General features: G+C 41.1%; 27 protein-coding genes. 19 read left to right on the top strand and 8 right to left on the bottom strand.

Going from position 1 to position 24,066, the window contains the following annotated elements; translation table 11 throughout:
• Positions 1 to 55: 55 nt before the first annotated feature.
• The 9 genes from MKY01_RS26760 (at position 56) to MKY01_RS26720 (ending at position 7,819) form a co-directional block, all read left to right on the top strand.
• A complete protein-coding gene (locus MKY01_RS26760; protein ID WP_076328942.1) occupies positions 56 to 868 on the top strand; it encodes a MerR family transcriptional regulator in 813 nt (270 codons plus the stop codon).
• Between the two features lie 74 nt (positions 869 to 942).
• Positions 943 to 1,626, top strand: a complete 684-nt coding sequence (locus MKY01_RS26755; protein ID WP_339284262.1) for a DUF554 domain-containing protein — start codon at positions 943 to 945, stop codon at positions 1,624 to 1,626.
• A gap of 278 nt (positions 1,627 to 1,904) precedes the next feature.
• Positions 1,905 to 2,027, top strand: a complete 123-nt coding sequence (locus MKY01_RS26750) for a response regulator (RefSeq protein WP_339284260.1) — start codon at positions 1,905 to 1,907, stop codon at positions 2,025 to 2,027.
• A gap of 108 nt (positions 2,028 to 2,135) precedes the next feature.
• Complete coding sequence (locus tag MKY01_RS26745; RefSeq protein WP_282320242.1) at positions 2,136 to 2,768, top strand: SMI1/KNR4 family protein; 633 nt, start codon at positions 2,136 to 2,138, stop codon at positions 2,766 to 2,768.
• 332 nt (positions 2,769 to 3,100) lie between these two features.
• Positions 3,101 to 3,859, top strand: coding sequence for an SDR family NAD(P)-dependent oxidoreductase (locus MKY01_RS26740; RefSeq protein ID WP_282322275.1), 759 nt, complete (start codon positions 3,101 to 3,103; stop codon positions 3,857 to 3,859).
• A 60-nt stretch (positions 3,860 to 3,919) separates the two neighbouring features.
• Positions 3,920 to 5,005 carry an alkene reductase gene (locus MKY01_RS26735; RefSeq protein WP_282320243.1) on the top strand — a complete coding sequence of 362 codons (1,086 nt, stop codon included), beginning with the start codon at positions 3,920 to 3,922 and terminating at the stop codon, positions 5,003 to 5,005.
• Positions 5,006 to 5,312: 307 nt separating this feature from the next.
• The gene (locus MKY01_RS26730) at positions 5,313 to 6,311 is read left to right on the top strand and encodes an NADP-dependent oxidoreductase (protein ID WP_339287273.1); all 999 of its coding nucleotides are present in this window, start codon (positions 5,313 to 5,315) and stop codon (positions 6,309 to 6,311) included.
• Positions 6,312 to 6,372: 61 nt separating this feature from the next.
• On the top strand, positions 6,373 to 6,951 hold the full coding sequence (locus tag MKY01_RS26725; RefSeq protein WP_100529793.1) for a TetR/AcrR family transcriptional regulator: 579 nt from the start codon (positions 6,373 to 6,375) through the stop codon (positions 6,949 to 6,951).
• Between the two features lie 85 nt (positions 6,952 to 7,036).
• Positions 7,037 to 7,819 carry an SDR family oxidoreductase gene (locus MKY01_RS26720; RefSeq protein ID WP_339284258.1) on the top strand — a complete coding sequence of 261 codons (783 nt, stop codon included), beginning with the start codon at positions 7,037 to 7,039 and terminating at the stop codon, positions 7,817 to 7,819.
• 18 nt (positions 7,820 to 7,837) lie between these two features.
• Here MKY01_RS26720 and MKY01_RS26715 read toward each other — a convergent pair whose 3' ends face one another.
• From MKY01_RS26715 to MKY01_RS26695, 5 genes are read right to left on the bottom strand one after another with little or no spacing between them, the layout of a single operon-like run.
• Positions 7,838 to 8,437: a methyltransferase domain-containing protein gene (locus MKY01_RS26715; RefSeq protein WP_076320415.1), complete on the bottom strand. Its 600-nt coding sequence runs from the start codon at positions 8,435 to 8,437 to the stop codon at positions 7,838 to 7,840.
• A 34-nt stretch (positions 8,438 to 8,471) separates the two neighbouring features.
• Positions 8,472 to 9,515, bottom strand: coding sequence for a HAMP domain-containing sensor histidine kinase (locus MKY01_RS26710; RefSeq protein WP_127548189.1), 1,044 nt, complete (start codon positions 9,513 to 9,515; stop codon positions 8,472 to 8,474).
• Positions 9,516 to 9,564: 49 nt separating this feature from the next.
• Complete coding sequence (locus tag MKY01_RS26705; RefSeq protein WP_339284256.1) at positions 9,565 to 10,245, bottom strand: response regulator transcription factor; 681 nt, start codon at positions 10,243 to 10,245, stop codon at positions 9,565 to 9,567.
• Between the two features lie 57 nt (positions 10,246 to 10,302).
• On the bottom strand, positions 10,303 to 10,869 hold the full coding sequence (locus MKY01_RS26700; RefSeq protein WP_127548142.1) for a methyltransferase domain-containing protein: 567 nt from the start codon (positions 10,867 to 10,869) through the stop codon (positions 10,303 to 10,305).
• Between the two features lie 40 nt (positions 10,870 to 10,909).
• Entirely contained in the window at positions 10,910 to 11,413 is a 504-nt protein-coding gene (locus tag MKY01_RS26695) for a DedA family protein (RefSeq protein WP_127548144.1), read from the bottom strand.
• A gap of 794 nt (positions 11,414 to 12,207) precedes the next feature.
• Here MKY01_RS26695 and MKY01_RS26690 point away from each other — a divergent pair.
• Both MKY01_RS26690 and MKY01_RS26685 read left to right on the top strand, forming a co-directional pair.
• Entirely contained in the window at positions 12,208 to 12,795 is a 588-nt protein-coding gene (locus MKY01_RS26690) for a sigma-70 family RNA polymerase sigma factor (protein ID WP_339284252.1), read from the top strand.
• Positions 12,782 to 13,531 carry a DUF3600 domain-containing protein gene (locus tag MKY01_RS26685; protein WP_339284250.1) on the top strand — a complete coding sequence of 250 codons (750 nt, stop codon included), beginning with the start codon at positions 12,782 to 12,784 and terminating at the stop codon, positions 13,529 to 13,531. The genes MKY01_RS26690 and MKY01_RS26685 overlap by 14 nt, the downstream gene beginning before the upstream one ends.
• 75 nt (positions 13,532 to 13,606) lie before the next feature.
• On the opposite strand, the gene MKY01_RS26680 is transcribed toward MKY01_RS26685, so the two are convergent.
• Positions 13,607 to 14,482 carry an AraC family transcriptional regulator gene (locus tag MKY01_RS26680; RefSeq protein ID WP_339284248.1) on the bottom strand — a complete coding sequence of 292 codons (876 nt, stop codon included), beginning with the start codon at positions 14,480 to 14,482 and terminating at the stop codon, positions 13,607 to 13,609.
• Positions 14,483 to 14,590: 108 nt separating this feature from the next.
• On the opposite strand from MKY01_RS26680, the gene MKY01_RS26675 reads away from it, so the two are divergent.
• The 5 genes from MKY01_RS26675 (at position 14,591) to MKY01_RS26655 (ending at position 18,818) form a co-directional block, all read left to right on the top strand.
• Positions 14,591 to 15,748, top strand: a complete 1,158-nt coding sequence (locus MKY01_RS26675; protein WP_339284246.1) for a Gfo/Idh/MocA family oxidoreductase — start codon at positions 14,591 to 14,593, stop codon at positions 15,746 to 15,748.
• 155 nt (positions 15,749 to 15,903) lie between these two features.
• On the top strand, positions 15,904 to 16,431 hold the full coding sequence (locus MKY01_RS26670; RefSeq protein WP_339284244.1) for a hypothetical protein: 528 nt from the start codon (positions 15,904 to 15,906) through the stop codon (positions 16,429 to 16,431).
• A 92-nt stretch (positions 16,432 to 16,523) separates the two neighbouring features.
• Complete coding sequence (locus tag MKY01_RS26665; RefSeq protein WP_339284242.1) at positions 16,524 to 16,895, top strand: resolvase; 372 nt, start codon at positions 16,524 to 16,526, stop codon at positions 16,893 to 16,895.
• Positions 16,896 to 16,963: 68 nt separating this feature from the next.
• Positions 16,964 to 17,254 (top strand): hypothetical protein, encoded by a 291-nt coding sequence (locus tag MKY01_RS26660; RefSeq protein ID WP_339284241.1) that lies wholly within the window; start codon positions 16,964 to 16,966, stop codon positions 17,252 to 17,254.
• A gap of 307 nt (positions 17,255 to 17,561) precedes the next feature.
• Positions 17,562 to 18,818 carry an S-layer homology domain-containing protein gene (locus tag MKY01_RS26655; protein ID WP_339284239.1) on the top strand — a complete coding sequence of 419 codons (1,257 nt, stop codon included), beginning with the start codon at positions 17,562 to 17,564 and terminating at the stop codon, positions 18,816 to 18,818.
• 253 nt (positions 18,819 to 19,071) lie between these two features.
• Here the strand turns inward: MKY01_RS26655 and MKY01_RS26650 are convergent, their stop codons facing one another.
• Positions 19,072 to 20,199 carry a glycoside hydrolase family 88 protein gene (locus MKY01_RS26650; RefSeq protein ID WP_339284237.1) on the bottom strand — a complete coding sequence of 376 codons (1,128 nt, stop codon included), beginning with the start codon at positions 20,197 to 20,199 and terminating at the stop codon, positions 19,072 to 19,074.
• Positions 20,200 to 20,351: 152 nt separating this feature from the next.
• On the opposite strand from MKY01_RS26650, the gene MKY01_RS26645 reads away from it, so the two are divergent.
• Together MKY01_RS26645 and MKY01_RS26640 are read left to right on the top strand one after the other, a co-directional pair.
• Positions 20,352 to 20,813, top strand: coding sequence for an AraC family ligand binding domain-containing protein (locus MKY01_RS26645; protein ID WP_339284235.1), 462 nt, complete (start codon positions 20,352 to 20,354; stop codon positions 20,811 to 20,813).
• A gap of 82 nt (positions 20,814 to 20,895) precedes the next feature.
• The gene (locus MKY01_RS26640) at positions 20,896 to 21,177 is read left to right on the top strand and encodes an AraC family transcriptional regulator (protein WP_339284234.1); all 282 of its coding nucleotides are present in this window, start codon (positions 20,896 to 20,898) and stop codon (positions 21,175 to 21,177) included.
• A 209-nt stretch (positions 21,178 to 21,386) separates the two neighbouring features.
• Here the strand turns inward: MKY01_RS26640 and MKY01_RS26635 are convergent, their stop codons facing one another.
• On the bottom strand, positions 21,387 to 21,707 hold the full coding sequence (locus MKY01_RS26635) for a helix-turn-helix domain-containing protein (RefSeq protein WP_036605715.1): 321 nt from the start codon (positions 21,705 to 21,707) through the stop codon (positions 21,387 to 21,389).
• Between the two features lie 415 nt (positions 21,708 to 22,122).
• On the opposite strand from MKY01_RS26635, the gene zwf reads away from it, so the two are divergent.
• The gene (gene zwf, locus MKY01_RS26630; RefSeq protein ID WP_127548158.1) at positions 22,123 to 23,577 is read left to right on the top strand and encodes a glucose-6-phosphate dehydrogenase; all 1,455 of its coding nucleotides are present in this window, start codon (positions 22,123 to 22,125) and stop codon (positions 23,575 to 23,577) included.
• Positions 23,578 to 24,066: the final 489 nt, after the last annotated feature.

The raw sequence follows: 24,066 nt of genomic DNA, 5'->3' as shown, positions 1-24,066 counted from the left end.
GTGAATTATAGCTTTTTTCACTTTTCAATAAGAGATTTCAAAAGGAGGTTTATATATGAAGGAATTATTCACGATAGGTGACTTATCAAAATTATTTCAAGTTAAAATTTCCACACTTAGATATTATGATGACATTGGTCTCTTGAAACCGGAATATGTGGATGAAAAAAATAATTATCGGTATTATTCAACTCAACATTTTGAAAGATTAAGTACTATAAAATATTTAAGAGCTCTCGGTTTGCCGATAAACGAGCTTTTAGAGTTTTTCGATTACCGTGATACGGATCGGCTAATTGAAATGTTAAAAAAGCAACAAATAGAAGTTGCTAATAAAATTAGAGAACTCGAGTTAGTAGATAAAAAAATTAAGCGACGATTGGATCAGATAGATGATGCAATAAACAAACCACTAGGCACGATTGTAGAAGTGAAGCTTCCCAAACTAAGAGTTGCCCATTTAATTCATGAATATAGACCTGGTGAAGATATTGAATATCCAATTGCTGAATTGAGAAAAAACTTTAACATTGAAGGAAGCATATTTTTAGGTAAAATTGGTATATCGGTTGCTTTACAAGACATTCAATCAAATAAATTTGACAGATATAACAGTATTTTTATGATTTTAGAGGAAGGCGACATAATCCCTAAGGCGGTGACCATTCCTTCTCGGGAATATTTAAGAGTGCGTTTTAGAGGAACTCATGCCAATGCTTTTTTATTTTATGAAAAGCTACTTCTTTATAGTCGGGAACATCATTATAATATTTTAGATGATTCTATCGAAGTGACATTAATTGATTACGGAATCACTAATAGTGTGGAAAAATACGTTACAGAAATATTATTACCTTTTAGTCGCTAACAAAATTACTTGACCCTCTAGTAACTAGAGGGTTTATTTTTTTTATAAGCTGATTATTAAAGGAGAGAAAAATAATGTTTGGAACCGTCTTTAATGTACTAATGATTATTTTAGGTAGTTGTATTGGGAGTGTTTTTAAAAAGGGGATAAAAAACGAATACCAAGAAATCTTGATGAACTCAATGGGATTAGCTGCGATAGCGCTTGGAATTAATTCGATCGTACAACATATGCCTTCTAGTATATATCCGGTTTTGTTTATTGTTAGTCTGGCTTTAGGTGCATTAATTGGTCAGAGGTTTAACTTGGAATTGAAGTTTTCCAAAATTGTTAGCAGATTTTCGAAAGGGAATTTAGCGGAGGGATTATCTACTGCTATTTTATTATTTTGTATAGGTTCCTTATCGATACTCGGTCCGGTTGAAGCTGCTCTAAATGGTAATATGACATACTTATTTGCTAATGGAATGTTAGATTTTATCACTTCTATTGTTTTAGCTTCCACATTTGGGATAGGTATAGCATTTTCAGCTCTTGTATTATTTTGCTGGCAGGGCTCCATTTATTTAATTGCCACTTTAATAGAGAATTCTTTGAATACAGATCTTATGAATGAGATATCAATCATTGGGGGGATCCTGATATTGTGTTCTGGATTGAGCATTTTAGGAATCAAAAAGTTTAAGACGTTAAATCTGTTGCCGGCATTAGCTGTTCCTCCACTTATGTTCTTAATTCTGTTTGTTTTTAATTTGTAGAATACTAAAATAAATAGATGTAAGTATACAAAAAATGAAATTGGAATCGTAATTACTTTGCCTAAAGGTGTTGTTTATTGGGTTCAAAACGCAAATTTAGAGAAGAAGTTAGAATGGTGTATACTAACGCTGGAGTGATCTAAAAAACTACAATTCCATTTTATGTAAATGTGACAAGGGCTGAGGTGTACGATGAATCGCTGATTACTCATAGAAGATGATGAAAATCTGGTTTCGGTATTCAATATACATTGTCCAGTGAAGGATATGAGGTCGTTGTGGCAGGTAGTTTTGAAGAAGCCAGGCAGGCACTGCAGGCAGAGTCGATCGATCTGATTTTGTTGGATGTCAATTTGCCAGATGGATCGGGATATCAACTGTGTAGTGAAATCCGGGTATGATATAGAAACACGTTATTTCACGTGATTTTATTCTCAATTGATGATTACTCACATCCAATTTAAAATTAACTGTCCCCAAACCACCAAAGACTGGAGCCTGGTTGATGATTGTCTCAACCATTGTTCCAGTCTTTTTCTCTCCTCTTAAAGCAGCACGGCAGGGATTTTACATTCAAATCCCGAATAGGTGATATAGTTTCTATTTCTAAAGCTGATGGGCAGGTGTATAAATTGGAAATGAATAATGGAAAAGGAAAAACTCACCTTAGGGAATTTATGACTTGGGCCGGGGAAAAGGGCTGGGACATAATGAGTAAACCCGGTTCGCAGTCACATGTAAACAGCAACGTTACTTCAAGATATAAAGGACTTCCAGATGAATATTTAGAATTTCTAAATGTAGTTGAAAAATGCGTTGCACCGGATGAAAAAACCTGGTTTATTTGTGAGGCTGAGTTCAACAATAGCACGGAGACCGCATTCCAATGGAATGAATTTGAAATGCTTAGTTTGGAGGCAGCAGAGGGTGATTCTATTTGGCAGTCAGAGATAACGGCTTGGTGGGATCATCACTTGCCGATCGTAATGTCTGTGGAAGATGGATATTCCTTCTATGCCATTGACTTAACAACCGACAGTGGAGCTATTGTCCGTGGATGTGAGCCTGAATTTGAAGAGGTTGAAAAGGTATCCGATTCGTTTGGAGAATTTCTGGCATGGATGATGTCGAATTCAGATTAGCGTAGCTAGGAAAGGTTGATGGTTATACTTGTGGCCATTGGCCTGACATTAGATTAACCAATGAAAGAAAAGTTAGTTCTGCTTAAATTGAAGGAGTGAAACGATATAGGAATTCTTAATTTATGATATAAAATGGTTTATATAGCGTTTCTCTTCTCATTTAAGTAAGTTCCAAGCATGTGTTTTACATATAAAATAATTCTTTACTGTTCGTTCTAGAAATGATATGCTAACAGCAAGTTAGATCTAACTACTTTTTTTTACACATTTAAGAACGATCGTTCTTAAAACTAAAATTACACTAATCTAAAGAATATAAGGGAGAGAATATGATGAAATACACAGTAATCACAGGAGCAAGTTCAGGAATTGGATATGAAACAGCATTGGCATTTGCAGCACGGGGTAAAAACTTGATTTTGGTAGCTAGAAGATTGGATAAGCTTGAAGAACTTAAATCGACTATTCAGGATATCGACCCTAAAGTAAATGTTATCGTTCATACAAGCGACCTGTCTGTTAGCGCAGAGGCGTACACGCTATATAACGATTTGAAGGAATATGAAATTGAGACTTGGATCAATAATGCAGGGCTTGGAGAAGGCTCGTTCATTGCTGAACAGAATTTGGATAAAGTGGAGACCATGCTGCGTGTTAACATCGAATCTTTGACCATTCTATCTACACTGTATGTGCGAGATTATGCGAATGTGGTTGGCACTCAATTGATTAACGTCTCATCCGCACTCGGATATGCCATTGCTGTAGGCAGTGTTGCTTATTCTGCATCGAAATACTACGTTAGTGCCTTCACAGAAGGTCTTGCCAAAGAACTGGAACTGAAAGGTGCAAAACTGAAAGCGAAGGTGCTTGCACCAGCGATCACGGAAACAGAATTTGTACAAAAATCAATAGATGCTGAAGGATTTGATTACAAAGCAAACATGTCTAAGTACCACACTGCTAAAGAAATGGCAGGCTTCATGATCGATCTGTATGATCACCACGAAGTGGTTGTAGGCATTGTAGACCAGAACTATGATTTTCAGCTGACAGGCGCAATCTACCCGGTCATTTCAGAATTGAATTAATACAGCAGAATCTAGAGGATACATCTACAAAATCTCAAATAAGAAGAGGAGTACATCCAAATGGAAAAGATATGGAGTAAAACGAAGATTGGTAACATGGAATTGTCTCATCGACTAGCGATGGCACCTATGACACGCAGTAGAGCACAAGAAGATGGTACACCTGGAGAGTTGGCGGCACTTTATTATGCTCAGCGTGCGACCATGGGACTCCTGATTACAGAAGGAACACAGCCTTCTGATGATGGACAGGGTTACTTATGGTCACCGGGCATCTACACCGATAAGCATATTAAAGGTTGGAAAAAGGTAACGGATGCGGTGCATGAAGCTGGCGGATATGTATATATCCAATTAATGCATGCGGGTCGCATGTCACATCCGGATAATACCCCGCATCATCGTCAACCGGTTGCTCCATCTGCAATCGCACCGGGTGTAGAAATGTTTACGGCTACAGGGATGCAGGATATCCCTGTTCCCCGGGAATTGAGTCAGGAGGATATTCAAACGACCATCTCCGATTTCCGAAAAGCAGCTGCCGCAGCGATCAAAGCGGGGGCAGATGGCGTCGAAATTCATGGAGCCAATGGCTATTTGATCAATCAATTTTTAGGAGAAAATTCAAATACACGCACAGATGAGTATGGCGGATCTATTGAAAATCGTGTTCGTTTTGCGATTGAAGTAACGAAAGCCATCGTGGAGGAAATAGGCGCAGAACGAACAGGCTTCCGTATCTCACCAGGGACACCGCTGGGTGGAATTCAAGATGGTGAACAAGGTCCGCAACTCTATCGCTATCTAGTAAAAGAATTGGCTCAATTGGATTTGGCTTACCTTCATGTTATGCATCTTGGAGATGAGAACTTACTCCAAGACATTCGTTCGATCTGGCAAAATCCACTGTTGGTCAATCGGGCTGGAAGAACGTTGGATGATCTTAGTGTCGATTTAGATCGTGGTCTCGCTGATGTGGTACCTGTAGGTGTATGGTCCTTGGCTAATCCAGATTTGGTGGAACGACTTCAACAAGGTGCGCCACTCAATGAAGCAGATCCGACAACATTCTTTGGTATGGGAAGTAAGGGCTACACGGATTACCCTACGTTGGAAGAATTAAAGTCGCAAGAGGGGCTACACTAGCACAAAGCATGGAGCATGGCGTACAACTGAACATTGCGCGCCATGTTACTACATAAGTTGAACTAATCATTTACACATTAACGGAGAGGACAGAAAGAACCTGAAAAAGCGAAGCTAAAAGCTTTCTGAAAGAAAGCTACTTCGGAAGCATACACCTCGCCTTTATCACCGGATTTTTCCTTTAGAAAGGGGATCAAAAAAAACTGGGGATAACAGCGATTGGAGGGGTGTTCTGTCATCGTAGTATCAGTGTAAATAATCTTTAGTTCAACTTATGTAGTCTATAAGCAAAGGAAGAGGATAAATGATGAGAGCAGCTCAAATACAGAAATACTCTAAAAAAATCCAGGTGGAAATTAATGATATTGCGACACCTCAGATCCAGAGCCATGAGGTTCTTGTCAAAGTGAAAGCTGCGGGTGTAAATCCGCTGGATATCTTGAATATGAATGGCAGTGTTCGGATGATTGCCGACTATACGTTACCTTTAACTTTAGGGAATGAATTATCGGGTGTCATTGAAGCTGTCGGTGATGATGTTTTGAATTTTAAAGTGGGGGACTCGGTTTATACGAGGTTGCCACTAAATAAAATTGGTGCTTTTGCTGAATATGCGGCTGTACATGAGGATGCTTTATCCATTATGCCTGAAAATCTGTCTTTTATCGAAGCTGCTGCTGTACCCCTGACTGCCTTGACCGCGTATCAAGCATTGCATGATGTGCTCCGAGCGGAACCGAATAAAAAGTTGTTTATTCCTGGCGGAACCGGGGGATTCGGTGCGATGGCTATCCCAATTGCCAAGTCCATGGGATTAACGGTTATTACAAGTGGCAGTGAGAGGGGCAGAGCACGTAGTTTATCCATTGGAGCAGATCAATTCATTGATTATAAGACTGAGCAGTATGCTGACATTCTGTCCGATATCGATTATGTGATCGACACCTTGGGTGCGGATGAGATCAAAGCTGAACTGAGCATTTTGAAACCACATGGCAAATTAGTTTCTTTGAAGGCAGGACCCAATTATCGCTTTGCAGTGGACAGTCAATTCCCGTTGTGGAAAAGAGCATTGTTTGGTCTCGTAGGTGCACGCCTGGATTCTTTAGCGCGTAAGAATCAAAATGAATATCGTTTTTTATTTGTGCATTCCAGTGGAGTTCAATTGCAAGAGATTACAGCTTTTATAGAAAAAGAAGACATTAAACCTTCGATCGATTCTACGTATACGTTTGATGACATTGAAAAGGCATTGATCAAAGTATCCACGGGTCACTCTCAGGGCAAAGTCATTGTTACCTTTTAAAGGCTCGTTAAGATCATCCTTATGCTATTCAATATTCGTTTTCTGAACAGGAGGGAAGCCAATGGCGAGAAGCAAAGAGTTTGAAGAGTCTGTTGTACTGGATAAAGCGATGAGACTTTTTTGGGAACAAGGTTACGAGAAGACGTCTATGACGGATCTGGTTAATCATATGGGAATTCATCGTAAAAGCTTGTATGACACATTTGGTGATAAACATACCTTGTTTCTAAAGTCAGTAGATCTGTATGATCACAAAATCAGCTCCGCTCTTGCAGCAGGCGTAAAGCGTTCTAAAACGGCAACGGAAGCACTTCAGTTTATATTTCTTTCTTTAATTCATGGAGAGGAATCTCCAGCATCAGGCTGCTTCATTGTTAATTCGACGGTAGAATTGGCGGCACGTGATAAAGACATGAACCACCGATCGACGGAGATGTTTGCAAATACGGAGAAACTAATCAAGGACATTATGGTGTGGGGACAGCAAGAAGGTGAATTCACAACGGAGTACAACGCCGAGGTATTGGCGGAATATCTGCATAACGTAAGCATTGGGTTAAGGGGGATGGCCAAGACTTCGATGACCAAGGAAAAACTGCTTCGTATAGCGATGCTATCCATGGATCTCATACTAAGGTAGTCTATTTGTTACTATTATAGAATGTTCATTCTAATTGATGTTCCAGATGAAACATATTTTATAGAAAAGAGAGGCAGGTCACGATATGAGAAAGACAGTTCTAATCACAGGGGTATCGGGTGGGATCGGTAAAGAGTTAGCAAATCGGTTTGCCAAAGGTGGACATCATATTGTGCTGGTAGCACGAAGCGAGGGTAAAATACAGGATCTAGCTCAGGAGTATCGGAAAAAGTATGGCATTCAGGCGACGGTTATTGCCAAAGATGTAGCAGCACCTGGGGTACCACAGGAGATTTATCATGAGCTGAAGGAAAAGGGCATTGTTGTTGACTATCTTGTCAACAATGCAGGTTTCGGTCTGTTCGGGACGTTTATGGAAACGGATATGGAACAAGAAGTTAATATGATTGACGTGAATATCAAGGCTTTAACCGTCATGACAAAGCTATTCTTGCCGGATATGATCCAACGTGGGCACGGCGGTGTGATGAATGTGGCCTCGTTGGTAGGTTTTTTCCCTGGACCGATGATGTCGGTATATTATGCAACAAAGGCATACGTGCTATCGTTCACTGAGGCTTTGGAGAATGAAGTAAGCGGAACTGGGGTTACGGTGACAGCACTGTGCCCAGGCCTGACATCTACCGGATTTGTTGATCGTTCGGGTATGGGTGTCTCGAAGATGTTGCAGGGTCCGATTATGGAAGCTGGACAGGTGGCCGAAGAAGGGTATCGAGGCTTCTTACGTGGCAAGACGTTAATTATGCCTGGAGCTCGGAACCGATTCATCGCGTTTATGCCGCGGTTGTTGCCGCGTAAGATGATGACTCGCATAATTAGATCCTCACAGGACAAGACAGGACATTAAACATATAAAGAGGATAAATCAAGTCCTCCTCAAGTCGATCGATACACGTTGTCCTTCATCTTGTCTTTTACGACAAACATACACAAAAACAGGAGGGAAGCTGAAAGGCACAAATTGAATTTTCTCCATCTCAAATAACTCAGCTAATTGTTTCCTCATATGAAGGGAGTACTGGTATAAAACTAACGTGCCTCCAGGTCGGAGCGCTGTATGGATCTGTGACAGGATGTTTTGTCTCATTTCTCTGGAAAAATTAAAAAAGGGCAGTCCGCAAATGATGCTATCCAACTGATGGATATATTCTTGATTGATCCTTTTTAATAGATAGGATGCATTGGAATGGAACATGAATTCAGGATATGTTTTCTTCAGATTACTTCTCATTTTGGGGTCTCTTTCAAATAAAAACACGGTTGCAGATTTCGGTAAATGTGCTCTCATGAGATGTGTGACGGCCCCTGTTCCTGGCCCCAGCTCAGCAATGGTTCTTACCTCATCCCATCGTACAGACTGGACAATTTTCTTAGCCAAATATTTGGAGCTGGGGAGGACACTGCCTACTCGTTTGGGGTTCCTCAGAAATCCTTGCAGAAAAAGAAGTGGTTCGAATGTTTTCATCGCGGTATCCTCCATTATCAATGCTATTGATGTTTCACTGGATGTTAGAAGGCAAGCTTAGTTGGAATATAAATACGTTACGCGTATGTTTTAGTGTTAAAGTCCCCTGATGTAAATCTGCAATGTTTCTCGCAATAGAAAGTCCCAGACCAGATCCTGATTGAATACCTTCGCTATTCCTCGAATAATCCACCTTATAAAAGCGATCAAACAGTCTATTTTTTTGTTCTATCGTTAGTGGTATGCCTTTATTCTCTACTTCAATGGTAACGTGATTATGCTGCACACTCATTCGAACATGAATCGTGCCCGGTTTAAAGGAATACTTCAGTGCATTCATGAGGAGATTGTCGATGGCTCGAGCGATCTTATCACTATCCAGGGAAACCATGATTGGAGCATTACCGAGTGTTTGTTCAATACGAATCCCATGCTCCTGAGCTAAAGGTTCGAATTCAAACAACAATTGGTCCAATAGCTGACAGAGGTCAATATTTTTCAAATCCAATTGGGTGTTCACTTCGTTAAGACGCGTATATTCAAATAAATCATCGAGTAACTTCTTCAAATGCGTTGCTTTGTTATAGGTATTTTGGATGAAACGATCATACTCTGCTTTGTCTTGAAATGATTCTGATTTGAGAAGCTCAATATAGCCAATTATGCTGGTAAGCGGTGTACGCAGGTCATGTGAGATACCAGTGATCATGTCCATCTTGGATTGCTCCAATTCACGTTCTTTAGCAATCTGTTGCTTTAACTGTTCTGTCATATGATTGATGTTGGAAGCAACGCGTCCAAGTTCATCTTGTCGATTAACGGGCACCCTATAATTCAGATTTCCTTCAGATATGATTTGAAGCCCTTGCTCTAATGTAATGAGATCTCTCACAATTTTTCGTGTGGAAAACAAAAAAATTAACGTGAAAATTACGATGAAGATTGGTGTTAGAACATAAGGAAAAATGTAGAGGAGCGAAGGCCAATTAAATCTTTCACTAATTTTTGCGGCAGCGATGATCAACATATTATTGACACCCACAGAGCCAACAAACGAAATCAATAAACTGATCAACATTTGATATAGGATGTTAATCTGTATCTTTTTTTTAAACTGTGGTAATCGTTTAATCAATTTTATATCCCACTCCCCATACCGTTTTAATGTAATGAGGTTCCCGCGGATTTACTTCCAATTTCTCTCGCAGGTTACGAATATGAACCATCACCGTATTATCTGAATACCCGTAAGGTTCTTTCCATACGGTTTCGTAAATTTTCTCGGAGCTAAATACTTGTCCAGGATGGCTGGCAAGCAGCACCAGAATGGAAAACTCCAGTGGTGTAAGCGAAATGTCCTTTTCTTTGAGCTTCACGGAATGTTTATTTGTATCAATGATAAGGTCCTTAATTAAAATAAGTGAGTTGGATTCTGGTTTTCCGATCAGTGTTTGACGTCGTAACTGAGCTTTAACGCGAGCAAGTAACTCTAATGGATTAAACGGTTTGACCATGTAATCATCAGCCCCGGTAGTCAGGCCAGTGATTTTATCAATGTCTTCTTCCTTGGCGGATAGCATTATAATCGGAGTGGCTGATACTTCTCTTATTTTGAAGCAGGCTTTGATTCCGTCCATGATGGGCATCATAACATCCAGTATTACGAGTTGGACCGATGTTGTTTTGATAATATTTAGTGCTTCCTCACCATTGGCTGCTTCAATGACTTGATATCCTTCGTTACGTAAATAGACATGAATGACATCCCGGATATCGGGTTCATCATCAACAACAAGAACGGTATTCATAATTCAACACTCCTTAAAAATTAGGATAACATCAGTGTAAACGATCGTCCGGAATGTTTAAATTGTTTCCTTTTTGCGACAGACATAAACGAACGCAGAAGGTATATTCAAAGGCACGAATTCTATTTTTTCGATGATAAAGTGTTCGGATAATGTTTTTTTCATTTGAAGTGAATATTGAAAGGCGATGAATAATCCTCCAGGTTTGAGTGCCTTATGGATCTGGTCTACCAACGTATTTCTTAATTCAGGTTCAAAGTTGAAAAACGGCAATCCGCTAAAAATGTAATCCAGTTGCTGAATGCCCTCTTGATTCATAGATTCTACCAATCGAGCGGCGTCTGGATAACAGGAGAACTCCGGGTATGTCGTCTTAAGAGTGTTCCTCATCGTTTCGTTCATCTCAAACAATAGGACTTTGGTGGAATCCTGTACTTGTTGATGAATATAACGAGTGATCGGACCTGTACCCGATCCAAGCTCGGCGACTGTTTTTGCCTCTAGCCAAGAGGCTTGCTTCACCATTTTGCTGGCGAGAAACCGGGAACTGGGTATGATACTGCCGACATGTTTAGGGCTTTGCAGAAAGCTTTTCAAAAATAAAACAGGTTCATTGGAATTCATAGGGTTCCTCCATAATGTGATGGTATGTTATCCAAACCAGTTAGAAATGTAATAAATGAAGCGTAGATAGAATGGGGCCACCGAAGTAAATTCCCGCTGTAAAATACGTTATGGTCCATAACAAAGCACTGGAATAGGAGATAAGAGCAAATTTTCTATACTGCACGCCACTGAGTCCCATCACTAAAGGGAGAATATATCGCACGATTGGAATGAACAAACCGATGCACATCGCCCAATTGCCACTTTTATTCAGAATGAGTTCAGCCTTAACGAAGTGTCTATGATGTTGGAATCTGTGTTTTATCTTGGGTCCAAATAACTTCCCTGCAAAATAAGCAAAGGTAATGGCTGTTAATAGTCCTGATAAAATACAGAAGTATGTGATCCATGAATTGATAACTCCTGTATGACTCAAAATGGCACCGCTGATAATCGTGATTTCATTTGGGATTGGAATACCGAAAGGCCCTAATGAGAAGGCAAAATAAAAAATCAGATAACCATACTGATGAAGTAGCTCTAAGATCGTATTACTGATCATTGTTTTGCCTCCTCTCTTGTTGATATAGCAATCTTAATTAAAAAAACTAAGGAATTAATGAGCATAAATCTGAAGAAAATCTAAAGAATACATAAGCAAAGCCAAACAACTTATGTTTAAGAGAAAAAAGCCTTGCCAACGTACTGGCAAGACTTGAACAGGTAGAACTATTCAGAAGCGGTGATCAAGTGATATGAATTTCTGAATATCAAATAAAGTTTGCCTCAAAAAGGAACGTATAAGCTAGCTCGAGTTGATTACCTATATCTTTATCTGTAAGGAAGAGGATGATCAAAGAAGAGCCGAGACGTCATAATGACGACTCAGCTCTTTTTTGATGTCCCAGGGGATCAGACTTCTTTGAATCAGCTTATTGTAGGAAGTAGAACCATCTGAATTTGGTACCAGCAACAATAAACAAAACAATCCATCCCCATAAAAACAACAAACGTAGAGGTCGTGGAATCAGGAGATATTCTGAGTACAATTTGCTGAAAAGTTTCATTACAGTAGTGACCACCCCTGCTAAGTTACTCCCTTATTTCCGCTTTCGAAAGAAAAAGAGACGATAAGATAACCAATATCCCAATAAGTCTGTATACCGTGGCGTAGGCCTCGAAGTAAATTCTGGATGCAGAACCTCCAATTATATCAAAATTAGGTATATTATATCATGATAAACACCAGAGGACCTTTTTGTATCAGATTCAGCCATACCTACTCATTCAATAAATAAATCGAACGATATGATGCTGGCATGCCAATATATAGTGTAAGGAGGAGGGGGATGGATAATGAGTGAGCAAGATGAGTACATAGAACTTGTAACGTTAATACGGGCGGGGCATGAAGAAGCTTATGGAGAATTATATGAGAAAACAGTGACGAGGATATATCAAACTGTGCGATTTCTCATCAAGGACAAGTCTGACGCGGAGGATGTGGTACAGGAGATTTACATTCAGGCGTATCGATCATTGGCGCGATATGATGCGGAGCGTGCTTTTCGTCCCTGGTTGATGGGGGTGACGATGCGACAGGTTCAGAGTTATCGACGCAAAAGATTGATGCAGTTTCGGTTTAGCAAGCGGATCGAAAAATCTGACGTTGGACTAGAATATGATTTTTCCACTGATCTGGTCAACAAACTGGCAAATCGTCCTCTGCTGGAACAGGTGCACCGTTTGCCGTACAAGCTGCAGCAGGTGGTTACACTTCATTATTTGAATGAATACACGCAAGAGGAGATTGCTGGCATATTGGAGATTCCGCTTGGAACCGTAAAATCGCGTATACATGCGGCGCTGGCGAAGTTAAGACAGAAAGAAAAGATGAATCCAAGGTTGCGGGGAAAGGTGGAGGATCTGCATGAAACTCGATGAACAGTTGCGAACAGCCTACCAGGAAGAGACCAAAGACTGGTCCGTTCCTACGAGGATTAAAAATAAAATGATGGATGGTATTCGAAATGATTCACACATCGGAAGAAATCGAAAAAAATGGCTGGTCACTGGACTATTAGCTGTTGTGCTCATTATTCCCACCGGAGCCTACGCAGGATACACCTATCTCGCAGACGGAATATATGGTTCACAGGAGAATATCAAAGCTATGGGGGGAACAGCTGATGATTATATGAGGTTGGAAGCAAAGTTGCAGACGGCCAAGGCCCATTTCAGCGAAGAAGAATTTGTTCAATATATGGACTTGCTGAAGCAATTAGGGCAAATGGCCGTGAAGTATGCCGATTCTCAGGGCAATATGCATCCAGAGCAGTGGAGTACAGTGGAGCAGGAACGATATAACCTTCTTGTAGCCGAGCTGGAACCGTTTTTCGAGAAGCTGGAAGCTGTGAGTACTGCTTCACAAAAGGATCCTATGAATGAGCAACAATTCTGGACGGAGCAGTTGGCGCGGGCGGAGGAGATGTTAACTAAAGAGGAGTTTACCGAGTTCAAATCTGTGTATGAACAAATGAAGGCTTATGAAGTGATGGTGGTAGATAAGGATGGAAGCATTCATGATGAGCGCTTGTCAGTGGAACAGAAGGATGATTTGAGGCAATTAAGAGAGCGACTTATTCCGTATTTGGAGAAGTTGGGGCTTGATGTGCGGTGAAGCAAGTGAAATCGGTTTGTACGAGAAGAAGCGGAGAAGTGAATTCTTTCGCTTCTTTCTTGTTGTTGTGATCCATTACTTCCTCCCCTGCACCTTCAGCCGATATTGATGTGGTGTAGATCCTGTGGCAGTACGGAATACTTTGCAAAAGTAGGAGGGGCTGGTCATACCAACACGGTGACCGATTTCGGGAACGGTGAGCGAGGAACGGGTGAGCAGCACACAGGCATGACGAATGCGGGTGGCTTGAGCATAAGCAACGATTGTGGTTCCGGTCGCTTTTTTGAAAACATGAGACAGATGATAGGGAGATAAATGAAGTGTATCTGCGATATCCTCCAAACGAAAAGGCTCATGGTAATGCTGTTCAATCCATTGCATGATGGTTTCGGCATGAGGTGGAAGAACGCTTGCACTGGACGAGAGTACATCCTGGGAGCGGCGCTGTTGCCCATCTTGCCACAGATAGCGAAGCTGTGCGAACAGATCCAATAAAAAGAGGTGTGTATCCTCTTCTACTTCGTGGGGAAGCAGACCTGGATACGTATCTGCATATTGCTCCATTCGTTGAACGAGTGGGGAAGTGTCAGCAAGTCGGATCGGCTGAATGGGGGATTGCTCTCCCAGCAGATCCTGTATGAAGTGGTGAGTCGCCACAAAATGCGACCAAAGTGCCTTCAATATATCAAGCTCAACCATGAGTACATTTCGAATGAAAGGCTGCTGTCTGGATACTTGAATCTGGACGTGATGCAATTGAAAAGGTCGAAAAATCATGAGCATACCAGGTTCAAGGGAGAAAACCTGACCTTCGGTTATCAACTGCCCATATCCTTCATGGATATATGTTATCTCCATCTGCGAATGAGCATGAAACACTTCGCGAAACGTAGTGTTGGATGCACGACGACAGACCAGATTAAATTGTTCTCCCAGAAAGATGGACTTCATGAATGCCTCCCTTATCATGCGCAAGATAGTTTTATTTTAGCACAAGATGAACGCATAAAAGCGCTTTATTATTGTGTATTGTGAAGGGAATAAGGGAGGTATGCAACGATGTTAAAAGTGGCTATTATCGGAGCAGGTGCAATTAGTGGAGCACATATCTCAGCATATATGGCGTTCCCTGAGCGATGTCAGATTGTTGCTGTGGTCGATATCTACGTGGAAAAAGCACAGAAGCGAATTAATGAATATGGTCTGGAAGGTGCACAAGCTGTCACGGATTACACAGAGTTATTTGCCGAAAACATTGATCTGGTATCAGTTTGTACGCCGCCATATACGCATGCTCCCATTGCTTGTGATTTCATGCAAGCAGGTGCGCATGTGTTGGTCGAAAAACCGATGGCATCTTCCCTGGAGGAAGCGGATCTGATGTTGAGAGCAGCGCAAGCAAGTGGCAAGTTGCTATCCGTAGTAGCACAGAATCGGTTTACGACACCAATGATGAAGCTAAAAGGTGTGCTGGACAGTAAACGGATGGGACCGATTGTACATGTGCAGGTTGATTCGTTCTGGTGGCGGGGCCACAATTATTATGATCTGTGGTGGCGCGGGACATGGGAAAAAGAAGGCGGAGGCTGTACCCTTAATCATGCGGTGCATCATATTGATGCCATGCTCTGGATGATGGGACCTCCAGTGGAACTACAGGCGATGATGGCAAATACGGCACATGATAATGCCGAAGTTGAGGATATATCCATGGCAATGCTTCGCTTCCAGGAAGGGGCGCTTGGCATGATTACCAGTTCCGTCGTACATCACGGAGAGGAGCAACAGTTAATTTTTCAGGGCAAAGAAGCCCGGGTATCTGCACCTTGGAAAGTGGTTGCTTCTACCACGCGGAATAACGGATTTCCGGAACCGAATCGAGAGTTGGAACACCAGATTCAGAAGCTCGCTGACGAATTACCGGATGTTACTCATGTGGGTCACGCTGGGCAAGTTGAGAATGTGTTAAACGTTATTGAGACAGGATCACCCCTTCTGGTAGATGCCCAAAGTGGTCGGAATACGCTTGAACTGATTGTGGGTATCTATAAGTCGGCGAGTACGGGAGAAAAGGTTGTTTTTCCACTAGGGGCGGAAGACGCGTTTTACACAAGAGAAGGAATTATGCAACATGCCGTACACTTTTATGAAAAAAAGACGACGGTGGACAACTTCGAGGATTCGAGTATTACACTCGGGAGGAAGTTGGATTTTTAAAGAATAAGGTGTTATTTCATGATCATTATGAAATAATACCTTTCTTTAGTTAGAAAAGGTTTGTGCTGTGCTATCTAGCATCTTTAAAGGTATTTATCCAATATAATAAAGTTAATTGATGATACAATGACTAGATAGACTAGGGGGCAATAATCGTGGATATCGAGCAAATTAAGCTTGTTTCGTTTAGAGGTAGAGTAGCCTATGGAATTAGTTGTTTCGAGAACATACTTATGGTCTTAAAATATAACCCTAATGATTGGAGGGGGGGATTGGAGTACTTATGGGGATTTACTAGTACACAATATCTAGATGATTGGATTGATGTTATTGTCGAGTTAATTCCTGAAAATTTGATGGAGTTTAGTTTATATGATGAGAATGAGTTTGAACGACTGAGTGAAGATGAATTTGTTTATTTGTCTAAATTATATTTGAACATTGATAATACGATTGTTATTATACTGCGAAAAATCTATGAATTAGGTATTAGCCATGCTTACTCTGTGATTGAAGGATATGGTGAAAGTAGTTTGAATTCCTTGCAGAAGATTATCTTTTTTATGAATCAAAATAATTTTCCTTTACCAGATATTCAGTCATTTTTGATTTACTCTATTAAAGAAAATAGAGGATGGGGTGATAAGTTTGACGGTATAAAAGTATCGAAAATAATAAATTAGTTGATTTTATCGTACGTGTCTGTTTCTCTTGATGTTTTAAGAGGTGATTTGAAGAAAGCAATAAAATTGTTTAGATAGAGGAGTTAGTGGTCATGAATAAAAAATCGGAAGAATTCTTTAGAAGAATGTTAGAGTTCTTACCATCAACTGAAGCTGCCTATAGAAAATCAATTGCGACTTACGGTGAGGTGCTAGAAACTATCATTATTGAAGACATCTTTATGCATGAAATAATTAAACTATTAAGAGAGGAAAGAAACATCGAGCTGTTAGGAAGTATTTTTAAATATTTTGAAGAAATATCTAATGATGAAGATGCTCATTTAATTAATATTTTTTCAATTACGGTATTGGAAATACTCGGTAATGATAGATCCATTCTACGAACTGCACGGAATTATATGGGACCTAAAACGATAGAACTACAAATAGAAGCTGATAGAGATTTAGGCAGAAAAATCTAGTTAGTATAGACTCGTGAGATATTGACGGTAATACTATAAAAAACTAGATGAATATAGCGAAGGATCAGGTGCTGATTTTATACCCGAGGAACAGTTCCCGGTGCGGAACAAGGGAGAGATTAGGGATTATTATTAAAGACTATACTAGATTATATGAATATAACTCTATAGGTAGGGAGATTAGCAAGTTTGAGGTATTTAATCAATCAAGTTTGCTTGAGATTGAACTTAGAGAATTAAAAAAAATGGATTTTGATGAAGAGGAATTAAATAATTTAGTTCATTTAAGAATTACTGGTTTTAGCGATCTTCCTTTATTAGATATAATCTTTAATAAATTCAGTATAGTTTGCTTTTAGGCTCCTAAATCGAGATGTGATCCGTGGAGGGGATTTAGACTTGGCAGTTGAACTTTTGGATGAAAATAATTTTTCTGAAAAATTAACAGACAATCAGTTTGTCTTTATGATGAAAGTCTAGATTTCACCTTAACTCACTCAATGTAATTTTGTTAAGGGATGTGATTATGGTACGCAAGGATGGATCGTATAAAATATAAGATTAGAAGATATTAAAGATTTTCAGCAAAAGGCAGACTAAAGAAAAAATACATAGCATGAAGGATTCAAAGAAAAGAAAAGAAATTAAAATTGGAGTGTGAAAGATTTGAAAAAAGTAACACAACTCATATTAAGCGGTGCGTTGGTATTCGGAATGTTCCCTTTCACTGACAATACGAGCGAGGCAACGGTTGCTTCATTTAAAGACGTGCCTGCAAACCATTGGGCAAAAGCTTCCATAGATGCTGCCGTGACAAAAGGTTATCTCAATGGATATAGTGACGGTACATTTAAGCCTGGGGCGACGGTGACACGTGCGGAATTTGCAGCGTTGCTGGCGCGTGTGTCCAAAGGAACGCCTGAGGTAGAACAAGCAAATGCATTTAAGGATTTGACGGGTCATTGGAGTGAGACAGAGGTGAACCTTGCGATATCCCTCGGTTTTTTGAATGCTTCAGATTACCCCAATGGGTTTAAACCAGGCACATTATTGACACGAGAGGAAATGGCGAAGTGGCTCAGCTCTGGACTTGCAGCTCAGGATGAAGATTACAGGCAAGCGTTGAAGGATACAGAGAATACGCTAGTGCCTGTTGCAGAATATTACAAGGGTGGGTTGAAGAAAGCGGCATATCCCTATGTGTCGGTGGTATTGGGAACCGGATTGATGGCTGGATATCCAGATGGGACCTTTGGTCCAAGTAAAACAACCACACGTGCAGAGGCGGCAGTTATTTTATCACGTTACGAACAGGTGCAGGTGAGTAAGGCAACTTCGTATAGAGATCTGAATGAAATGCGGGAAGTAGGTCTAACAGGAACGAATCTGACTTCTGCTACGCCATTTGTTTACAGTAAATATGAGAACGCAGACTATTTGAATAGTTTTGACTTGATAACGGAGAAACCTTTTTCACTTCGTAACAATCTTGGAGAAATGATAGTCCATCGAATGATCATAGCCGACGCCCCTACCTCGTCCACTGTGAATAATATGTATGGGAAAATGTTTATCGATAAAGATTTTGACAGATTCATTGATGAAGATCGCTACATGGTTTTTATGGAAGTAACAGTTACCCCTAATGGAAATAATCTTAGCAATCTTGCCTTAGCTAACTCGACTGGATATCGCTTAACTAGTGGTGCAGCTAGTAATTTTACAAGTGGAGCTGTAAAAAAATATGGCATAACAAACTTGCCAAGAGTAGATTATGTGAAATCTGGTTTTTTCAAAAAAGGGGTTTCTAGGCGATATTGGATGGCCCAATCTATCAATCGATATCGTTCTGAGGATGTTACTTTAAACGTTTCATCGATAAAGGTTGGTAACTCCCTTACGTCATTCTATATACCAAATTGATTAGAGGATGTACATATCGAATTTAGAGGTCTGCGAAATTGTTTAGTAATATTATCTGTATTTATTGTATGTAGTAACTATCAGGTGATATTGGTTTTTTCTACTCCGGGTAATTCGACTAAATTTATTGCTGTGAATTCTAATCGAGAGTAATAAGCGATTATTATCGAAATCTAAAGATGCCGCCTCACATCACAGTGAGATCGGCATCTTTTTTTGTTTTAGGTCGACTACACCTACATCACCACCAAAATCAATACACCCGGTGCTTCCAACCATTTAACTTCGCAACCGCTTCCAGATAATAATAATCTCCATAGATTAGAGAGACATCGATGAAGGAATTGCCGCTACCTGTGGCGTGTAGCAGAATGGATTCATGCTTGGGTTGATCCCAAACGGCATAGTTCTCGGTTAAAGAACGAAGGATACGTTCAGCGGCACTTGCGTAAAGGCGTTTCTCGCCTTCGGGAACGACGGCGGCCAGCTCTAGAAGACCGGACGCAGCAATGGCTGCGGCGGAACTGTCGCGGGACTGGCCTTCTAGCGTCGGAAGTCTGAAATCCCAATAGGGGACATGATTCTCTGGTAGCGCAGCAATAAAGTAATGTGCGATCCGTTTCGCTGTGTTCAGGAATCGTTCATCCTGGGTATACCGATACGTGTTGGCGAATCCATAGAGACCCCATGATGTACCTCGACTCCATGATGAATCCGGGGCATATCCTTGACCACCAAAACATTCAATATATCGTCCATCTTCTGGATCAAAGGAGATGATATGTTTGGTTGATCCATCTTCCCGGACACCATATTGCATGGTTGTTTCGGCATGATTAATGGCAATGTGTCTGTACCGAGGGTCACCTGTCACCTCAGAAGCCCAGAACAACAGAGAGATATTCAACATGCAGTCAATGATAGCCCAACTGTATTTATCCTCATTCCAGGCTCGAATGAATTTCCCTGCCGGATTGTAACGACCTGCGAGGAAATTGGCTGCCTCCAGACCACGTCTGAGCGCATCCTCGTCGCCTGTGATCTTGTGTTTGATAACAGCGGTGGAGAGGAACTGGAAGCCCACATCATGATGAAGCTCCACGGTAGGTTTAACAAACCATTGCTCCAGCGTCTCATCCCACGACCATGCTGCATCCCGATAGGATTGTTCTCCCGTCAAATCATACATAATCCATAACATGCCAGGCCAGAAACCGGAAGCCCACCAGTCTGTATTGATGTTATCATACTTGCCGTCTTTCCCTGCAAAATGAGGGCATTTATCTCCAATATGTTCTTTCATTTCACCTACTTTTCGTTCCAATCTCTGCATTACTTCTTGCCAATATGTGGTTGTAACAGCCGATCCTGGTTTAATCATATTCATCCTCCTGAGTGTAGAACTAGAAAGTAAGATAACGCTTTCTCATGTGCTCAGTATATCTTTTTCTATTCGCACAAAGTTGTGTTAGGATATGAAGAAATGTTGTTCTGTTGTCATCATATGGGAGGGTGAACAGGGATGCTGGAGCGTTGGAATTTGGAGGATCTACGTTAGCGTGGGATTATCAAATCAAGTCTGTGGATCATTTCAAAGGATATTATCATTGGCATCAATGTGGAGAATTTCTATACGTTCATCAAGGTGAGGGCATAGTAGTCGTTAACAATCATACCTATCCGATTCGCCAAGGCATGCTGTTCTTTTTCCAACCCTATCAATTGCATCATGTCTATGCGGAAGTTCATCCCAATACCCCGTATGAGCGAAATATCTTCTATGTAGAGCCGATAGTCATGGATCGTTATCTAGAAGCGTTCCCACATCGGCGTTCTTTTTTTTTGAGGTTGTGGAATGGGCGCAATCAGCAGCAAGTTTTTGACCTGAGTTCCCATATGGATCAAGTGGATTGGATGTATGAGAGCTACAATCAGTCTCGGAGTCGTGTTGGGGGAGAATGGGAAGAATCAGTGCTGTTTAGCTTCAGCTTTTGAGCGTGTTGGTTCAACAGAAAGAGGGTGCAAATGTAGCGCCCTAACAGTAGCGGATTCACGTCATTTTAGACACTTGGAGAAGATGATGTGGTGGATTGAAAAGCATTTGGATTATGAGATGAGATTGGATCAGATGGCGGCAGATGTTCACCTGTCCAAATCGTATGCTTCCCGCATTTTTCATCAAGAGACAGGTAGTAGCATTACGGATTACGTCACAGCTCGAAGGTTGAAGCAGGACTACTTACGCCTTGATATAACAACATTTTCGGTGGAGGAGATTGGCAGACGTGCCAGATTTCCGAACGGATGTATTTCATCCAATTATTTCGCAAATCTGCCGGACGAGCCCGTTGTATTATAGGCAACAATTTAAACGGTGCAGCAAGCATTATTTTAGTTTGCAAAATAATAGCGTTATTACGTCTCTATATACACAATTAGTATTTACCGTTTGAAGTAAATAAATCCCGGCTGTGGATTGCACTAGCCAGTTGCTAAATGCGATACTCACCTCCGGGATGCACATCGGTAACCTTCAAGCTAAATAAACATTAAGGATTCCTCAAGCTGTTACAGCCACTTATCAGCCCAACGTTCCACGGCGCTTAGCGCTCTCCCCAGTTCCGTTCCTTTTCGTGACAACATATATTCAGTCCGAACTGGACGTTCCGTGACCACATGGCGAACCACAAGTCCTTCTTCCTCCAATTCCTTCATTCGCTCATTTAACACACGTTTGCTCAAGTCAGGGATATAAGCGTGAATCTCACTGAAGCGTTTGGGTTCCTCCATCAACGCATGGATAATGAGGGCTACCCATTTTCGGCCAATGATCTGATAAGATTGTTCCACTTTTGTACATATTTGCTTGGCATTCTCATCATCGCTCATGATTGTACTCCTTTGGTTTAGTATTGCTTGTAATATCATTAGTATACTTATTGTAACCTACTTGTCCACAGGCCATATGTGTAAAATGTCACATACCAATTGTTCTTAATGTTACCACATAAAGCGTTATCATCAAATAAAAACCCTATAAACACTGGAGTTCACAGGTTCGACACGATTATTGACGAATTGTGACGACAGGTGTAATATGGGTAACGTTAATTCAAATGGTTACAATTTATAACCTAAACACAGGTTGTGGAGAGAAGGAATGTTCCATGGTTGAATTCAGGCTTGTTATATAAACGGAGGCAAGGCGGGGAACACACCCACTTATTCCGTCTTTTGTCATGCTTGGATTTGAACATTTTGCAACATCATATACTATACTGCACAGATCACAGGAGGCACTCCAATGGATGCAATGACATTTGTCCTGTTCGGGGCAACAGGCGATTTAGCCAAACGCAAGATTTACCCTGCATTATATAACTTGTACATGGATCAGAAAATGCCGAAATCCTTCTCCGTTATCGGATTGGGACGACGTGAATTGTCGGATACGGACTTCCAGGCAAATGTTGAAAAGTCACTGCATGAATTCTCACGTCAGACGCCGGAAGAAGAATCACAAGTTCGTGATTTCATTGGAGCTTTCCGTTATTGTTCTTTAAATAATACGAAGCTTGAAGATTACACCAAGCTGTTGGAACTGGTTCAACAGCGTGAACAAGAGCTTAACATTCCCGAAAACCGCATGTTCTACATGTCGGTGGCACCGGAATTCTTTGAGCCAATCGCATTAAACATTCAAGAAAGTGGCCTGGGTAACACCAAAGGCTGGAAGAAACTGATTATCGAAAAACCATTCGGACACGACCTGCAATCAGCTCGTGATTTGAACGAAAAACTGAGCAATACCTTTGCGGAAGAAGAAATCTATCGCATTGACCATTTCCTCGGTAAACCGATGGTTCAAAATATTGAGACGCTCACCTATGCAAATCCGGTGATTCAGGCGTTGTGGTCTAACCGTTATATTGCCAATGTACAGATCACGGCTAGTGAGACGGTGGGTGTTGAAGAACGTGCCGCGTATTACGACCAAAGTGGAGCTCTTCGTGACATGTTCCAAAACCATATGCTTCAGTTGCTGATGATGATTGGTTTGCATTTGCCAAAACGCTGCACACCGGAAGAAATTCAATTCAAAAAGCAAAAAATTGCTGAGGCACTTCGTCCGTTGACAAAAGAAAATATCGCTTCTGAAGTTGTTCGTGCGCAATATGCAGCAGGTGAGCTGCAAGGTTCCTCGGTTGTTGGATATTTGGACGAGCCTGGCATTCCAGCCGGATCTCAGAACGAGACCTATGTTGCCGCAAGACTTTGGATCGATGATCCATTCTGGAGCGAGGTTCCATTTTATATCCGTACAGGTAAACGCCTGGCTGAGAAATCCACCCGAATCGTTGTTGAGTTCAAGGCACCACTGAAGACCGGTCATGAATCCGAAAATACAACGGAACCTAACCTGCTGACGATTGAAATTGGTCCGGGAGAAAGCATTTCCCTTCAATTAAATGCGAAGAATCCATTGAACCATGGTGAAGTGGAACCAATGCATATGACCTTCAACTCAGGTAAACGTAACATCCCTGAAGCTTACGAGAATCTGATCTTTGATGCGATGCGTGGAGATTCCACCTTCTTTGCACACTGGAACGAAGTGGAGCTGGCATGGCAATGGGTACAACCGATTCAGGAAGCATTCGAAGCGGGCAGCGTGCCACTGGATACGTACAACGCAGGTTCGCATGGACCAGAGTCAGCAGATCGTCTGACCGCAGCAGACGGCTACCGTTGGTGGTAAGTGAAACGAAAAAGTGAGCATAAGAGAACACAATAGTAAAAACAACAGTTCAATCCGTTCTGCTCACAAATAATCATTTGCACAAATCCAAACAAACCTTTTCAAGTCAACAGGATATAGAACGAAATGTTTTATTCCCCTAGAGCTTGTACTCAGGAGCAAGTTGGATCGAATGTGCAAGATGCTGATATATACAGTATCTATTGTGAATTATACCGTTCCAATTTTGCATAAGCCCTTCCGGTTATGTGGCCGGAAGGCCGTGAAAATTTTTGAATATAGATTAGCTGTTCAGTTTTGGAAATGGTTGGCTTGAACGCTGAGAATGTAGTGTAGGGGACGAAATCGATTCTGTAGAAGCATAGCGTTCGCCTTTATCCCCGGATTTTCTCCTATATAGGAGATTCAAAAAATCTGGGGATAACAGCGATCAAAAGAACGATTCGTGACCGGAACGGTTACTTCGCCAAACGTTAAGCACTTATTTTT

The sequence above is a fragment of the Paenibacillus sp. FSL R5-0486 genome (genome assembly GCF_037975155.1).
GTDB classification, from domain to species: Bacteria; Bacillota; Bacilli; order Paenibacillales; family Paenibacillaceae; genus Paenibacillus; species Paenibacillus amylolyticus.
This window is presented reverse-complemented; position numbering and strand designations above follow the sequence as displayed.